Raw genomic sequence first — 15,654 nt, forward strand, 5'->3', positions numbered from 1 at the left:
AGCTGCCGAAGGCTGCGATCTTTTGATTTTGCTTTTAGAAACAAGATCAAAAGATCGCAGCCTGCGGCAGCTCCTACGGGAAATGTGTTTCTCAGGGTAATAAAAAAAAGTGGCCACCGCGTCAACAGTGGCCACTTTTTTCTACAGCCTATTAATGGCCGTAAACGTCAAAGTTGAAGTACTTGTCCTGCACTTGCTTGTACTTGCCGTTGGCGCGGATTTCGGTGATGGCGGTGTTGAATTTGTCCGCCAGCTCCTTATCACCCTTGCGCACGGCGATGCCGGCACCGCCGCCGAAGTACTTGGCGTCTTCATAGGTCGGGCCTACGAAGGCGAAGCCTTTACCGGCGTCGGTTTTCAGGAAACCGTCGTCCAGGTTGACGGAGTCGGCCAGCATCGCGTCGAGGCGACCGGCGACCATGTCCAGGTTGGCTTCCTGCTGGGAACCGTAACGCACCAGGTTGATGCCGGCCGGTACCAGCACTTCCGTGGCGAAACGGTCGTGGGTGCTGGCGCGCAACACACCGACTTTCTTGCCTTTGAGCTCGGTCAGCGGATCCTTGACGTCGGTGCCTTCCTTCATCACGAAGCGCGCCGGGGTGTGGTAGTACTTGATGGTGAAATCGACGTTCTTCTTGCGGTCGTCAGTGATGGTCATGGACGACAGGATCGCGTCGATTTTCTTGACCTTCAGGGCCGGGATCAGGCCATCGAACTCTTGCTCGACCCAGGTGCACTTCACCTTCATCTGCTCACACAACGCATCGCCGATGTCCACATCGAAACCGGTGAGTTTGCCGTCCGGGGTTTTCATCGAGAATGGCGGGTAGCCGGCTTCGATACCGAGGCGAATCGGCTTGGCGTCTTCAGCCACGGCGGTCAGGGACAACATCGACAGTGCCAGGGCACCGAACATCACTCGCTTCTTCATTTATAACTCCTGTGTGCGGAGGCTTTTATTGGCAGCTTTCGATTGGCAACTTTCGGTTAGTGAAGACCGAAGTGGCCGGCAGTCTAGAGCGGCTTCAGGAGGGCAAATTGTGTTTAAGCGACAAATACTTATAGAAAAACAGCCACGGAATTCAAGGCACTTGAAGCGTGCGCCAAGGTGGTGCAAGGGCTGTAGGACAATCCCTTGTTTCAGACAAAACCTACAAGGTTTCGGGCGTGATCCGATTGAACAGTCGCGCTGGCGATGAAGCTTTTTTTGCGGCACATTGATCCCGCCACCCCATCCCCGGAAGAGAAGCGTGATGCCCGCATTGAACCTGATCCAGCACCATCCTGCCGAAGGTCCTGGCGCCATTGCCGAATGGGCTCGGGCCCGTGGCATTACGCTGAACGTGTTTCGCGCCGACCTCAGCCAGTTGCCGCCGGTGAGCGCGGCACCCGCGATCCTGTTGGGCGGGCCTTATGAATCCAACGCCGGGCCGACGTGGCTGGAAGCGGAGCGTCAGTGGCTGGCGGGGAGTTTGGCTCAGGGCGCGGCGGTGTTTGCGATTTGTCTGGGCGCGCAATTGCTGGCGTTGAGCCTGGGTGGGAATGTGCGGCGCATGGCTCGCACCGAAACTGGCTGGACGACCGTGACCTTTGCGGATGGTCAGACGCTGAAGGTGCTGGAATGGCACGAAGACGCGATCGATCTGCCAGCGGATGCGCAATTGCTGGCCAGCAGTGACGTGTGTGAGCAGCAGATGTACCGCGTCGGGGCAACTCGGGTGGGGTTGCAGTTCCACCCGGAGTGGAATGCTGAATCGGTGGCGACCCTCAATGAGCATTTTGCCGAGGAATCGCCGCTGCCTCGGGAGTCACAGGACAGCGCCGCCTATACAGCCGTCAATGACTGGTTGCAGGGGACGCTCGACCAATGGTGGGCGGCGCGGACAGCGGTTTGAATCAAGATCAAAAGATCGCAGCCTTCGGCAGCTCCTACAGAAGACGTACTGCCGTGATTTCACCGGTGTCCTCGATCAATGTAGGAGCTGGCGAAGCCTGCGATCTTTTCGGCTACATCAACATTCGCAGCCGATCACGGTACTGACTGGCCGTTGCACCGCAACACTCAATTCAAACCCTTCATCCAGCCACCCGGTCACCCCGCCGATCATTTCCTTGACCGGGTAACCCAGCGCCGCCAGTTTCACCGCGGCCTTGTTGGCGCCGTTGCAGTGGGGCCCTGCGCAATAAACCACGAACAGCGTGGATGTCGAATAACCCGCCAAGCCGTCAGCCGTGATCAGCCGCCCCGGGATGTTGATCGAGCCCGGTACATGTCCGCGTTCGAACGCCAACGGTCCGCGCACGTCGACCAGGACGAAATCCACCTCGCCGGCCTGTTGGCTGCCGTAGACGTCGGAACAATCGGTCTCGAAGGTCAGACGGTTGCTGAAATGCATCAGGGCAATGGCAGATGGGGCGGCGGGAATTTCGCGAACCAGGCTGGGCATGGGCTGTACTCCAAAGTCTCGGTGGGTGTGGGAAGACTTTATCTGCCCCGCGCTTGCCGCTACAGTGGCGCACAAGACACTCACCGGGAATTTTCCGCCAAATGCAGCCCACCCCTGGATTGGTCGCGATTCTGGCCTATGACGGCCTCTGCACTTTCGAATTCGGTATTGCCGTGGAGATCTTCGGCCTGGCGCGACCGGAGTTCGATTTCCCTTGGTATGAGCATCGAATCGTTGCCGTCGACCAAGGGCCGATGCGTGCCATGGGCGGCATTCAGGTGCTGGCCGACGGCGGGATGGAACTGCTGGAAGAAGCGCGGACTATCATCATCCCAGGCTGGCGCGACCGCAGCGCGGCGGTACCTGAACCCTTGCTCGCCGCCCTGCGCCAGGCCCATGCCCGGGGCGCGCGATTGCTGTCGATCTGTTCCGGGGTATTTGTACTGGCGGCCACCGGATTGCTGGACGGTCACGGCGCCACGACGCATTGGCGCTACACCGCTGAACTGGCCGAGCGTTTTCCGGACATTCAGGTGGACCCGGACGTGCTGTATGTTGATTCCAGCCAATTGATCACCTCGGCCGGCAGCGCCGCCGGCATTGATGCCTGCCTGCACCTGGTCGCGCGGGATTTCGGCACTCAGGTGGCCAACTCGGTGGCGCGGCGCTTGGTGATGTCGCCGCAACGCACCGGCGGCCAGGCGCAGTTCATTCCGTCACCGGTCAGCCCGACGCCCCGCAGCGATCTGTCGCGGGTCATGCAGTGGGCGCGGGAACGTCTGCACGAACCGCTGGAAGTTCGCGACCTGGCCAGCGAAGCGGCCATGAGTGAACGCACGTTCCTGCGGCGGTTCACCGAAGCCAGCGGCCTGCCGCCCAAGGCATGGTTGCAGCATGAGCGCCTGGCCCGGGCCCGCGAATTGTTGGAGAGCACCCGCCAGAACACCGAGCAGATTGCCCAGCACTGCGGTTATCGTTCGGTGGAGAGTTTCCGGGTGGCGTTTCGTAGTGTGGTCGGCGTGCCGCCGTCGGTGTATCGGGAGCGGTTTGGGCGAGAGGTTAAAGCAATAATTTGAGGTGTGTTTGAGGGCCTCATCGCGAGCAGGCTCGCTCCCACAGTTGACCGAGTTGTCTGGACGGTCGCGGTCTAATGTGGGAGCGAGCCTGCTCGCGATGAGGCCAGCCCAGACACCAGTTTTCTCAAGGCTTACGCAGCAGATAGGTATCCATAATCCACCCATGCGCCAGCCGCGCCGCCTTACGCACCCGTTCAATCTCATCCGCGACATCCTTGAGTTTGCCACTGATCAAAATTTCATCCGGCGTCCCCAGGTAAGCCCCCCAGTAAATCTCCGTCTCCTGATCGGCCACCTGATGGTAGGCATCTTGCGCATCCAGCATCACCACCAGGCTGTCGGCGTCACTCACCTGCCCCGCCGCCAATCGCCGGCCGGTGGTGATTTCAATCGAGCGCCCGATGCAATTCAGCGGCACCTTATGTTGCGCCGCCAACGCCTGCACGCTGGTGATCCCGGGGATGACTTCGAACTCGAACACACACCGGCCTGATGCCAGAATCGCCTGCAGGATCCGGATGGTACTGTCGTACAACGCAGGATCGCCCCACACCAGAAAACCGCCGCACTGACTGTCAGTCATTTCCTCGTTGATCAACCGCTCGAAGGTCTGCTGCTTGGCGCGGTTCAGATCTTCGACGCTGGCCTTGTAGTCCACATCCCCGCGCTCCCGCTCAGGGCTGCGGGCTTCAACGAAGCGGTAGTCGCGATCGGTGATGTAGCGCTCACAAATCTCGCGGCGCAGGTCGATCAGTTGGTCTTTGCTCTGGCCCTTGTCCATGAGGAAAAACACATCGACGCGGTTCAGTGCCTTCACCGCCTGCATCGTGATGTAGTCGGGGTTGCCGGCGCCGACACCGATGACCAGAAGTTTTTTCATCAGCATGTGCCCTCAGGTTCCGTGCCCATCAAACGTAGCCGCCAGCGACCGTTGAACCGCAACTCGATGGCCGACAACGGCTCGACGTCGATCTGGTTGAACGCCGCGCCCTGCAACACCTGCATCAGTGCGGCGCGAATAACAAAGGGATGAGTGATGGCAACGAGATGCCCCGGCGTCGCCTCAAGGCTATTCAACCACGCAGCCACCCGCTCACCGAGTTGTGCCACCGATTCTCCACCGTGGGGTGCCGAGGTCGGGTCATTGAGCCAGGCCTGGAGCATCTCGGGTTCGGAGGTTTGCAGGTCGTCGATCGACGTGCCTTTCCAGCGTCCGAAATCGCAATCTGCCAGTGCCGTGACAATCTCCACGTCGTGGCCAAACAGCTCAGCGGTTTGCCGGGTCCGCAGTTCCGGGCCACAGAGCAAACGGGGGATGCCCTTGAACTGGCGGCAACGCGACCCCTTCGCCGATTGCCAATCCATTTCCAACGGCTCATTCGTAGGAAAACGCGCCAATTTTTGTGCGACGGTTCGAGCGTGGCACATCAGGGTCAAGCGGGTCGCCTGCACGGAAGATCACTCTGTCGATAGGATGGAAAACGGCACGACGCCGCGAACAATCGCGTCATTGTGCCCCAAGAAGCACACTCTGAACGCATTCCTCGTAGCAGCTGTCGAACTCGCGTGGCTGCGTTCGGCCCTGTAGGAGCTGTCGAGCCTGCGAGGCTGCGATCGGCTCTGTAGGAGCTGTCGAGAGCCTGCGAGGCTACGATCGGCTCTGTAGGAGCTGTCGAGCCTGCGAGGCTGCGATCGGCTCTGTAGGAGCTGTCGAGCCTGCGAGGCTGCGATCGGCTCTGTAGGAGCTGTCGAGAGCCTGCGAGGCTGCGATCGGCTCTGTAGGAGCTGTCGAGCCTGCGAGGCTGCGATCGGCTGCGCAGCAGTCGTAAAACCAGAAGTCGCGGTGTGTGTCAGGCAGACCGCGTCAGCCCGATTCTCGACTGCTTCGCAGCCGATCGCAGCCTCGCAGGCTCGACAGCTCCTACAGTCTCCAATTCCCCCAAAAAATGGCGATATCTCACACAACCATGGGCGATGTCCTACAAACTCAGTCGACATCCGCGTAACCCCCGACGCACGAGGTTTCGCCCCATTCCGGGGCTTGGAAAATCCGTGGAAAAATCACTAGACATGTAGCACACGTTACACAAATACTGTTTTAGCAATTTATGAAACAAAACAGACACACCCATCCAGCAGGAGCCCGGATGCCCTCTCTCAGAGACCTGATCACCGATCCCGGCCTGGAACTCACGCCGTCGGAACGCAAAGTGATACGTGCGTTGCTGGATCAATACCCGCGTAACGGGCTGGGCCCGATGTCACGTCTGGCCGAACATGCCGGTGTCAGCGATCCGACCATCGTGCGGCTGGTAAAGAAGCTTGGTTTCAGCGGTTATGCCGACTTTCAGGAAGCCTTGCTCAGCGACATGGATGACCGCTTGCGCTCTCCCAGTACCCTGTTGCAACCCCGCGCCCATCTCACTAAAGATGACCCTTGGGGCCACTATCTGGCGAACAGCCATCGGGCATTGGTCGAGACCCAGGCGCTGACCCAACCCGAAGATGTACGAATTCTCATCGAATGGCTGCTCGACACCCGCCATCAGGTCCATTGCTTTGGTGGCCGCTTCAGCAGTTTCCTCGCCAACTATTTACTCAACCATCTGCACCTGCTGCGGTCCGGCTGTTTTGCCCTGGAAGACAACGCGCAATTGCCGGACCGGCTGTTCGACGTGCAGCGTCAGGACGTGGTGCTGGTGTTCGACTATCGCCGCTATCAGTCCCAAGCCCTGCGGGTGGCCAATGCGGCGAAGAGCCGACATGCGCGGGTCGTGCTGTTCACCGACATCTACGCGTCACCGCTACGAGAAATGGCCGACCTGATCATCAGCGCACCGGTGGAATCGGCGTCGGCCTTCGACTCGATGGTTCCGGCGCTGGCTCAGGTTGAAGCACTGGTTGCCTGCCTGTCACTGCGCAGCCCCGATCTGGCCGATCGCCTGGAAGGCATCGATGCCCTGCGGAACGACTTCGACACTCACCTGCTGGAGGAAAAATAAGGATGTTCACGCTCCCCCACCACTCGCCCCGGGATTTGCCGTTTGCCACCGACCATACCGCACTGTTGCTGGTGGACATGCAGCGTGCCTGGCTTGAGCCGCAGTTCGACGCGCACCTCAACGGGCCGGATGCCGAATACTTTCTGACCCGCGCCCACATGCAAGTGGTGCCCAATCAACGCCGATTGCTCAGTGCTTTTCGTAATACACGACAAAACGTGCTGCACACGCTCATCGAGAGCCTCACCGCCGATGGTCGCGATCGCTCGCTGGACCATAAACTCTCGGACATGCACCTGCTCAAGGGCAGCCCTCAAGCGCGAATCATTGATGACCTGACACCGATCGAAAACGAAATCGTGCTGCCCAAGACCTCTTCCGGGGTCTTCAACTCCACCAACATCGACTATGTGCTGCGCAACCTGGAAACCCGACACCTGATCATCGCCGGCATCGTCACCGACCAGTGCGTCGACATGGCCGTGCGCGATGCCGCCGACCGCGGTTACTTGGTGACGCTGGTCGAAGATGCCTGCGCCACCTACACCGAACAACGGCATCACGCCTGCCTGAACGCCATCAAGGGCTACTGCTGGATCACCGATACCCAGACCGTGCTGGGTCGGTTGCAGGAGATGCAGCCATGAGCGCTCGCCTGTCGCCATTACCCATGACCACCATTGTCACCACCGACCTGATCGGCGTGACGCGCGGCCGTTCCTTTCCCACCGACGAACTCGAGGCCTATCAAGTGGCGGGCTGCGGGTGGGTGCCGGCCAACAGCGCCCTGACCCCGCAAGACATCATCGCTTCCGCCAATCCATGGGGCGCTTATGGCGACTTGCGGCTGATCCCCGACATGAGCAGCCGCGTGACCGTCAACAACGGCCCGGACACCAACGCCCCGGCCCTGGACTTCATTCACGGCGATATTCGCGAAACCGATGGCCGCCCGTGGGGCGCCTGCCCGCGCACGCTGTTGCACAATGAGGTGGAGCGTTATCGCGGCGAATTGGGACTGCAGATCAACGCCGCGTTCGAACATGAATTCAACCTCGGCAGCGGCGCGGCTGAGCATCTGGCGTTCTCTCTTGAGGCGCAGCGCCAAGGCGCCGAGTTCGGCGGCTGGTTGCTCAGTGCACTGCGTGCCGGCGGTGTGGAGCCGGAGATGTTCCTGCCGGAATACGGCAAGCACCAATACGAAATCACCTGCCGCCCCGCCCTCGGCGTCGCCGCCGCCGACCGCGCGGTGAACCTGCGAGAGATCACCCGTGAGATCGCCCGGCAAATGGGCCTGGACCTGAGTTTCGCGCCCAAGACTTCCGCACAGGCGGTGTGCAACGGAGTGCATTTGCACGTGAGCCTGCAGGATCTGGCCGGCCACCCGGTGATGTACGACGCCGGCACCACCAACTGTCTGTCGACCCTCGGCCAGCATTGGGCCGCCGGCGTTCTGCATTATTTACCGGCGCTCTGCTCCTTTACCGCGCCGACACCGGTTTCCTACGAACGCTTGCAGCCTCATCACTGGAGCGCTTCCTACGCCTGCCTCGGCCAACGCAACCGCGAAGCGGCGCTGCGGATTTGCCCGACCGTGAGCCTGGGCGGCAAAGCCGTGGCGGCGCAGTACAACCTGGAGTTTCGCGCCATGGACGCCACCGCCTCGCCGCATCTGGCCATGGCCGCGTTGCTGATCGCCGGGCGCCTAGGCATCGAGCAGCGCCTGGCCCTGAACGCGATCACCGATGAAGTCCCCGATTCCCTGAACGAAGAGCAACGCCAGGCCCGCGGCATCGTCGCCCTGCCAGCGTCCCTGTCCCAGGCCCTGGAATGCCTGCGCAACAGCGAGGCGCTGATCGAAGCCCTGCCGAGCGCCTTGCTGGACACCTACTTCGCCCTTAAAACCGAGGAACTGAAGCTGACGGAACAGCTCTCGCCCGCCGATCTGTGTGAGCACTATGCGCGCCTGTACTGAATCCGCCGAGCTGGGGCTCTATACCCAGCCTGCGTACACCCTGAGCCGGGAAGCCTCCGGGCACCCGCTGATTCTGGTGTGTGAACACGCCAGTCGTTTTATCCCGGCCGGGTTGAATGACCTGGGCTTGAGCCATGAAGCCGCCCGCGAACACATCGCCTGGGACATCGGCGCCCTGGCGCTGGCCGAGGGCTTGTCCGAAGCACTGGGCGCGACCCTGTTGGCAGCCAACTATTCACGGCTGCTAATCGACCTCAACCGTCCACGTCATGCGCCGGACAGCATTCCTGTGCAGAGCGAAATTTATCAGGTGTCGGGTAATCGGGATCTGGATGAGGCCACCCGCGAGTATCGCCGGCACTGCCTGTTCACGCCCTTTCATGCACGCCTGCAAACCTTGATCGACGCCCGTGTGGCGCAAGGTCGACCGGTTCGCGTGGTGGGGATTCACAGCTTCACGCCGATATATCACGGTCAGCCACGCGTGCTGGAAGTCGGCGTGTTGTATGGACAGGCCGAGGAGTACGCCCAGCGATTGATCGACGGGTTGAGTCGGCATCCCTTGAAAGTCGCGGGTAATCAGCCGTACAAAGTCGATCCGCTGTGCGACATGACCGTGCCGGTTCACGGCGATGCACGAGGGCTGGAGTCGGTGTTGATCGAGGTGCGCAACGATCTGCTGCGCACACCCGAAAACATCGGTCGCTGGACCGATTATCTGGCGCCACTGCTGTAGAGCAATAGCTTCACACTCGCAGCATTCAGCTGCTTTCAAATCAAGGAGAAGGGCTTCATGGAAATAGAAGAATTCGGCTACAAGCAAGAGTTGAAACGTAGCCTGTCGCTGACGGACCTGGTGGTGTACGGGATGATCTTCATGATCCCCATCGCCCCGTTCGGCGTCTATGGTTACGTCAACGCCGAAGCCCCGGGGATGGTGCCGCTGGCCTACATCATCGGCATGGTGGCGATGCTGTTCACTGCCCTCAGTTACGGCAGCATGGCCCGGGCCTTTCCGATTGCGGGCTCGGTGTATTCCTACGCGCAACGCGGCCTCAACCCGCATGTCGGATTTATCGCCGGTTGGCTGATGCTGCTCGATTATTTGCTGATTCCGCCGCTGCTCTACGTCTACGCGGCGATGGCGCTGAATCATTTGTACCCGGATATCCCGAAAGTCGGCTTCATCCTGGCCTTTCTGGTCAGCGCGACCTTCGTCAACCTGCGGGGCATTACCTTCACCGCGCGGATGAACATCATCTTTCTACTGGCGCAACTGGTGGTGCTGGGGATCTTCCTGTTCTACGCCTGGAATGCCCTGCACAGCGGCGGCGGTAATGGTCAACTGACCCTGGCGCCGCTGTACAACCCCGAGACCTTCAACTTCGCCTTGCTGATGCAAGCGGTGTCGATTGCCGTGCTGTCGTTCCTCGGTTTCGATGCGATCTCCACCCTCGCCGAAGAGATCAAGGGCGACCCGGGCCGTAGCGTCGGCAAGGCTGCGCTGATCACATTGCTGGTAATGGGCGTGATCTTTGTCGTGCAGACCTGGATTGCCACGGATCTGGCCGCCGGCCTGGGCTTCAAGAGCGCCGACACTGCGTTCTATGAAATCGCCGAAATCGCCGCCGGCAGCTGGCTGGCAACCTTGACCGCCGTGGCCACCGCCCTGGCTTGGGGCGTAGCCGTCGCGATCACCTCGCAAGCGGCAGTTTCGCGCCTGCTGTTCGGCATGGCCCGGGACGGCAAACTGCCGAAAGTGCTGGCCAAGGTGCACCCGAAACACAACACGCCGTACTTGAGCATCTATCTGGTGGCGGTGCTGTCGCTGGTGATCTGCTACCTGTTCATCAACTCGGTGGACACCCTCACCTCCCTGGTGAACTTCGGCGCCCTGAGCGGCTTCATGTTGCTGCACCTGACCGTCATCAACTATTACTGGCGTCGGCAGAAGTCCGGCCAGGTGATCCGTCACCTGATCTGCCCGGTCATCGGCTTCATCATCGTCGCGGCCATCATGTACAACATGGGCGTCGATGCACAGAAACTCGGCCTGATCTGGATTGCCCTGGGGCTGGTCTATCTATTCTTCCTCAACAAACTGGGTGCCAGCACGGCGCGGCCTGATCCGAGCACCGACCCAAGCAATGGCTGACAAGAAAAAGGGCAGCGTCTGACATGAATTCAGGCGACTGCTGATTTCAAGCGTGGAAACCGACAGTGATAGTCAGGTTCAGTGCAAATCGCCGAACCCTTTGATACAGGAGTACATCCATGCTGGTCTTACGCCCGGTGGAGTTAACCGACCTGCCCCAATTGCAGCAACTGGCGCGCGACAGTCTGGTGGGGGTCACGTCCTTGCCGGACGACACCGAACGCCTGCGCGAGAAGATTCTCGCCTCCTGCGCTTCGTTCGAAAAAGCTGTGCAGGGTCCTGGTCCGGAGAATTATTTCTTCGTGCTGGAAAATCTCACGACTCGCCGTCTGGTCGGCTGCTCGGAAATCCTCGCCACCGCAGGGTTCAACGAGCCGTTCTACAGTTTGCGCAACCGCCATTTCACCAGCGCCTCACGGGAGCTGAACATCGAGCACGGGGTGCCGGCACTGTCGTTGTGCCACGACCTCAGTGGTCATACGTTGCTGCGTGGCTTCCATATCGACGCAGCGCTGGAGCGCACGCGGTTTTCCGAATTGCTGTCCCGGGCGCGACTGCTGTTCATCGCCGCACACACGGCGCGCTTTGCCGAAGCGGTGATCACCGAAATCGTTGGCTACAGCGACGAACAGGGCCAGTCACCGTTCTGGGATGCGCTGGGCAAGCATTTCTTCGACCTGCCGTACGTTGAGGCCGAGCGGCTTTGCGGTCTGCAGAGCCGGACGTTTCTCGCCGAACTGATGCCGCAATACCCGATTTACGTGCCGATGCTGCCGCCGGAGGCACAGGCCTGTATCGGCCGGATTCATCCTGACGGTCAAGAGGCCTTCGACATTCTTGAACGCGAAGGCTTCGAGACCAACAGCTACATCGACCTGTTCGACGCTGGCCCGACGCTGTACGCACGCACCTCGAACATTCGCTCCATCGCCCAGAGCCAGACCGGCACGGTGCATCCTGGCCCGGCCATCGATGCCCGCGCCCGCGGTAGCTCCCTGGTGAGCAACTGCCTGGTGAGCAACTATCTGGTGAGCAACGATTCGTTGAAGGACTACCGCGCAATCGTTGCCGAACTGGACTACCACGCCGGGCAACCCGTGGCCTTGAGCGCCGAGATGTGCGCGGCCCTGAATGTGACTGACGCCAGCACAATCCGGTTGATCGCCCTGTGAGCCGCCACCGGCCCCGTGCCCAACGACAGCGCCCGAACAAGCGCGAAGAAGGAGCTGCATCATGATTGTCCGCCCGGTCCAAGTCACCGACCTGCCCGCCTTGCTTGATCTGGTGCAACGGGCCGGCCCCGGGTTCACCACCCTGCCGGCCAGTGAAGAGCGCCTGACCCACCGTGTACGCTGGGCCCAGCGCACATTTGCAGAACAGGTCGAGCGTGCGGACGCCGATTACCTGTTCGTGCTTGAAGACGACGATCAACAAGTGGTCGGCGTCAGCGCCCTGACAGGAGCCGTCGGCCTGCGGGAGCCCTGGTACAACTACCGGGTGGGGCTCACGGTCAGCTCCTCGCCGGACCTGGGTATTGCGCGCCAGATCCCCACGTTGTTCCTGAACAACGAAATGACCGGCCAATCGGAAATCTGTTCGCTGTTTCTGCGACACGATCAACGTCATGGCAATAATGGTCGACTGCTGTCGCTGGGGCGCCTGCTGTTCGTTGCCGAGTTCCCCCATCTGTTCGGCGACAAGCTTATCGCCGAACTGCGTGGCAGTGCCGACGAACAAGGCTGCTCACCGTTCTGGGACAGCCTGGGCCGGCACTTTTTCAAGATGGATTTCAGCCATGCCGATCACTTGTCGGGGCTTGGCAGCAAAGCATTCATCGCCGAACTGATGCCGCGCCAGCCGCTCTACACCTGCCTGCTCACCGAACAGGCGCAGGCGGTTATCGGCAAGCCACACCCGGACACCGAGCCTGCACTGAAGATCCTCACTGCCGAGGGATTTGCTCATAAGGGTTACATCGACATCTTCGACGCCGGCCCGGTGATCGAAGCCCCGGTATCGAGAATCCGCACGGTGCGTGACAGCCAACGCCTGGAGCTGGCCATCGGCACGCCCGACGACCAGGCGCCAACATGGCTGATCCACAACCGCCGCCTGGAAAACTGCCGCATCACCACTGCCCAGGCGCGGCTGGTGGGCAACAGCCTGATCGTCGACCGACTCACTGCCAAACGCCTGCAACTGCAACCCGGCAACTCGGTGCGTGCCGTGCCGCTGCGCAATCAACAGCAGCAGGCGGTGGCGGCGTGATCGGAAAAGATCTCAGCCTTCGACAGCTCCTACATCATTCTTTACCCGTCTGCATCAATCGTTGAACATCCTGTAGGAGCTGCCGCAGGCTGCGATCTTTTGATCTTGCATTCCTTGGCCGGCAAATTCGTCATCATTCTTCACCCGCCCACGTGATAGCCTTTTGTTCCTTCGGCGTTGACACTTTTGCTCAAGCCCTTCCATTCCTTTGTATGGTGGAACTCATATGTCCAGGCTGTCTCATCAAGATTTGCGCCGTAATTTCCGCCAACTATTCGCTTCCAACGCCTGCTATCACACCGCATCGGTCTTCGACCCGATGTCGGCACGCATTGCCGCTGATCTGGGTTTTGAAGTGGGGATCCTCGGTGGTTCGGTCGCGTCGTTGCAGGTGTTGGGCGCCCCCGACTTTGCCTTGATTACCCTGAGCGAGTTCGCCGAGCAGGCCACCCGCATCGGCCGCGTGGCCCAATTGCCGGTGATCGCCGACGCCGACCACGGCTATGGCAACGCGCTCAACGTCATGCGCACCATCGTCGAACTCGAACGCGCTGGCGTGGCCGCCCTGACCATTGAAGACACCCTGTTGCCGGCGCAATTCGGCCGCAAGTCCACTGACCTGATCGGGGTCGCGGAAGGCGTCGGCAAGATTCGCGCGGCTCTGGAAGCCCGGGTCGACTCGGAAATGGCGATCATTGCGCGGACCAATGCCGGGATCCTGCCGGTTCAGGAGATCATCAGCCGCACCAAGCAATACCAACAGGCCGGGGCGGACGGGATTTGCATGGTGGGCGTGCGGGACTTCGATCACCTCGAACAAATCGCCGAGCACCTGAGCGTACCGCTGATGCTGGTCACCTATGGCAACCCGTTGCTGCGCGACGACGATCGCCTGGCCGAACTGGGTGTGCGCGTCACCATCGACGGGCATGGTGCGTACTTCGCGGCGATCAAGGCGACTTATGACAGCCTGCGCGAACAACGCCAGATCTTCACCCAGGCATCGGATCTGAGCGCGACTGAACTGACGCACACGTACACGCAGCCTGAGGAATACATCGTTTGGGCGAAGGAATATATGAGCGTCAAGGAGTGAGGGTTCGGCGCAAATGATGGTGTGAACCAACATGACGCCATCGCGAGCAGGCTCGCTCCCACACTGGATTTCCTGTGCATGCCAGCAATCAAATGTGGGAGCGAGCCTGCTCGCGATAGCGGCTGCTGCAACACCGCTAAATCACGACCTTGAACCTCCCTACTCCCCCGTGGCGAGGGGGCTCGCCCCCGTTCGGCTGCGCAGCAGTCGTAATCCAGGCGACTCGGTGGGGCTGAAAGAATGCAGGGGCCGCTTCGCGCCCCAACGGGGGCAAGCCCCCTCGCCACAGGGAACAGCCCCACATCAAGGAATGATCTGGCCGATTACTTCTTGGTCAATTCCATAATCATCCGCGACAACAGATAGATCCGTGGCGCCACGCTCTCGACCTCGGCGTATTCCTCGGGGGTATGAATATTGCCGCCGACAATCCCGAACCCGTCCAGCGTCGGCGTACCCACTCCGGCCGAGAGGCTGGCATCCGCCGCCCCGCCGCTGCCTTCTTCCGTCAGCCTGCGGCCAATTTCGCCGTAAATCCCCTGGGCCATGGCCATCAAGCGATCTGACTCCGCCGTTTGCGGCATCGGTGGCAAGCCGCGTTTAAGGGTAGTGGTCACTTCAGTCTCGGGAATCAGTTTGTCCTTGGAGACTCGCGCCAGGTCCTTCTCGATCCGGTCGAACTCTTCCGGCACCGCTGCCCGCACGTCAGCCTTGGCGGTGGCCTGATCCGGAATCACGTTGGTGCGATCGCCAGCATTGAGCACCGTGAAGTTGATGGTGGTTTTCTTCTGCGCATCGCCCAGTTTGCCGAGTTGCAGGATCTGGTGCGCGGCTTCCATGGCCGCGTTACGCCCCAGTTCCGGCGCGACGCCAGCGTGAGATGCCTTGCCCTTGACCTCGACCACGGCGGTGGCGCTGCCTTTGCGCCATACCACCAAACCATCCGCCGGGCGGCCCGGTTCGAGGTTGAGTGTTACGTCGTGGGCCTTGGCGGTTTTCTTGATCAGATCGGTGGCGACGTCCGAGCCGGTTTCTTCGCTGGCGTCGAGCAGGAAGGTGATTTGCGCATAATCCTTGAAATCGAGGTTTTTCAGGACTTTCAGTGCATAGATCCCGGCGACGATGCCGCCCTTGTCGTCCATCACGCCCGGCCCGTAAGCGCGGCCGTCCTTGATGTGGAACGGGCGCGCAGCGGCCGAGCCTTCCTTGAACACGGTGTCCATGTGCGCCATCAGCAGGATTTTCGCCGTGCCGGTGCCTTTGAGCGTGGCCAGCACATGGTTGCTCCTGTCCGGGGTGTTGGGCACGAGTTCGATGGTGGCACCGAGTTTCTTCAACTCTTCGATGGCGATGTCGCTCACCTGAGTCAGCCCCGGCTCATAACCGGAGCCAGAGTCGATATTCACCAACCGCTCCAGCAATTTCAGGGCTTCACCTTTGTACTGTTCGGCATCGGCGAGGACTTGTTTATGGGGTTCGGCGAAGGCTGTGAGGGTGAAGGCGCCGAGGGCGAGGGTCAGGCCGAGGCTGGTGGCCAGGAGGGAGCGAGAGCGTTTGAACGTCATGAATCGATCCTTGTTTCGTGTCGGAGTGTTGAAACACTACCTGACTGAGCCACAACGCTCTACACCGAAT

15 protein-coding genes are annotated in these 15,654 nt (G+C 60.7%); 10 read left to right on the top strand and 5 right to left on the bottom strand.

The window, feature by feature from the left end:
- Positions 1-151 precede the first annotated feature (151 nt).
- Positions 152-931, bottom strand: coding sequence for an ABC transporter substrate-binding protein (locus tag ACZ89R_RS06940; RefSeq protein ID WP_008013776.1), 780 nt, complete (start codon positions 929-931; stop codon positions 152-154).
- A 322-nt stretch (positions 932-1,253) separates the two neighbouring features.
- Here ACZ89R_RS06940 and ACZ89R_RS06945 point away from each other — a divergent pair, with 322 nt between their 5' ends.
- A complete protein-coding gene (locus ACZ89R_RS06945) occupies positions 1,254-1,895 on the top strand; it encodes a type 1 glutamine amidotransferase (RefSeq protein WP_429546252.1) in 642 nt (213 codons plus the stop codon).
- A gap of 117 nt (positions 1,896-2,012) precedes the next feature.
- On the opposite strand, the gene ACZ89R_RS06950 is transcribed toward ACZ89R_RS06945, so the two are convergent.
- Entirely contained in the window at positions 2,013-2,447 is a 435-nt protein-coding gene (locus tag ACZ89R_RS06950) for a rhodanese-like domain-containing protein (RefSeq protein WP_429546251.1), read from the bottom strand.
- A 101-nt stretch (positions 2,448-2,548) separates the two neighbouring features.
- Between ACZ89R_RS06950 and ftrA the strand changes: the two genes are divergently transcribed.
- Positions 2,549-3,523, top strand: a complete 975-nt coding sequence (gene ftrA, locus ACZ89R_RS06955) for a transcriptional regulator FtrA (RefSeq protein WP_429546250.1) — start codon at positions 2,549-2,551, stop codon at positions 3,521-3,523.
- A gap of 124 nt (positions 3,524-3,647) precedes the next feature.
- Here ftrA and cobF read toward each other — a convergent pair whose 3' ends face one another.
- Positions 3,648-4,403, bottom strand: a complete 756-nt coding sequence (gene cobF / locus ACZ89R_RS06960) for a precorrin-6A synthase (deacetylating) (protein ID WP_429546249.1) — start codon at positions 4,401-4,403, stop codon at positions 3,648-3,650.
- Positions 4,403-4,975 (bottom strand): histidine phosphatase family protein, encoded by a 573-nt coding sequence (locus tag ACZ89R_RS06965; protein ID WP_429546248.1) that lies wholly within the window; start codon positions 4,973-4,975, stop codon positions 4,403-4,405. The genes cobF and ACZ89R_RS06965 overlap by 1 nt, the downstream gene beginning before the upstream one ends.
- A 695-nt stretch (positions 4,976-5,670) precedes the next feature.
- On the opposite strand from ACZ89R_RS06965, the gene ACZ89R_RS06970 reads away from it, so the two are divergent.
- From ACZ89R_RS06970 to ACZ89R_RS07005, 8 genes are all read left to right on the top strand, one after another.
- Positions 5,671-6,525 carry a MurR/RpiR family transcriptional regulator gene (locus tag ACZ89R_RS06970; protein ID WP_429546247.1) on the top strand — a complete coding sequence of 285 codons (855 nt, stop codon included), beginning with the start codon at positions 5,671-5,673 and terminating at the stop codon, positions 6,523-6,525.
- A 2-nt stretch (positions 6,526-6,527) separates the two neighbouring features.
- Complete coding sequence (locus tag ACZ89R_RS06975) at positions 6,528-7,172, top strand: cysteine hydrolase family protein (RefSeq protein WP_429546246.1); 645 nt, start codon at positions 6,528-6,530, stop codon at positions 7,170-7,172.
- Positions 7,169-8,500: a type I glutamate--ammonia ligase gene (locus ACZ89R_RS06980; RefSeq protein WP_429546245.1), complete on the top strand. Its 1,332-nt coding sequence runs from the start codon at positions 7,169-7,171 to the stop codon at positions 8,498-8,500. The genes ACZ89R_RS06975 and ACZ89R_RS06980 overlap by 4 nt, the downstream gene beginning before the upstream one ends.
- A complete protein-coding gene (locus tag ACZ89R_RS06985; protein WP_429546244.1) occupies positions 8,484-9,236 on the top strand; it encodes an N-formylglutamate amidohydrolase in 753 nt (250 codons plus the stop codon). Before ACZ89R_RS06980 ends, ACZ89R_RS06985 begins: the two co-directional genes overlap by 17 nt.
- Positions 9,237-9,293: 57 nt before the next feature.
- Entirely contained in the window at positions 9,294-10,655 is a 1,362-nt protein-coding gene (locus ACZ89R_RS06990) for an APC family permease (RefSeq protein ID WP_429546243.1), read from the top strand.
- A 119-nt stretch (positions 10,656-10,774) separates the two neighbouring features.
- Positions 10,775-11,827, top strand: coding sequence for an arginine N-succinyltransferase (locus ACZ89R_RS06995; protein WP_429546242.1), 1,053 nt, complete (start codon positions 10,775-10,777; stop codon positions 11,825-11,827).
- 61 nt (positions 11,828-11,888) lie between these two features.
- Positions 11,889-12,923 carry an arginine N-succinyltransferase gene (astA, locus tag ACZ89R_RS07000; protein ID WP_429546241.1) on the top strand — a complete coding sequence of 345 codons (1,035 nt, stop codon included), beginning with the start codon at positions 11,889-11,891 and terminating at the stop codon, positions 12,921-12,923.
- Positions 12,924-13,149: 226 nt separating this feature from the next.
- Positions 13,150-14,019, top strand: coding sequence for an isocitrate lyase/PEP mutase family protein (locus ACZ89R_RS07005; protein ID WP_123499689.1), 870 nt, complete (start codon positions 13,150-13,152; stop codon positions 14,017-14,019).
- A gap of 323 nt (positions 14,020-14,342) precedes the next feature.
- Here ACZ89R_RS07005 and ACZ89R_RS07010 read toward each other — a convergent pair whose 3' ends face one another.
- Positions 14,343-15,584 (bottom strand): M20/M25/M40 family metallo-hydrolase, encoded by a 1,242-nt coding sequence (locus ACZ89R_RS07010; protein WP_429546240.1) that lies wholly within the window; start codon positions 15,582-15,584, stop codon positions 14,343-14,345.
- Positions 15,585-15,654 lie beyond the last annotated feature (70 nt).

Source organism: Pseudomonas sp. TE3728, from assembly GCF_056279145.1.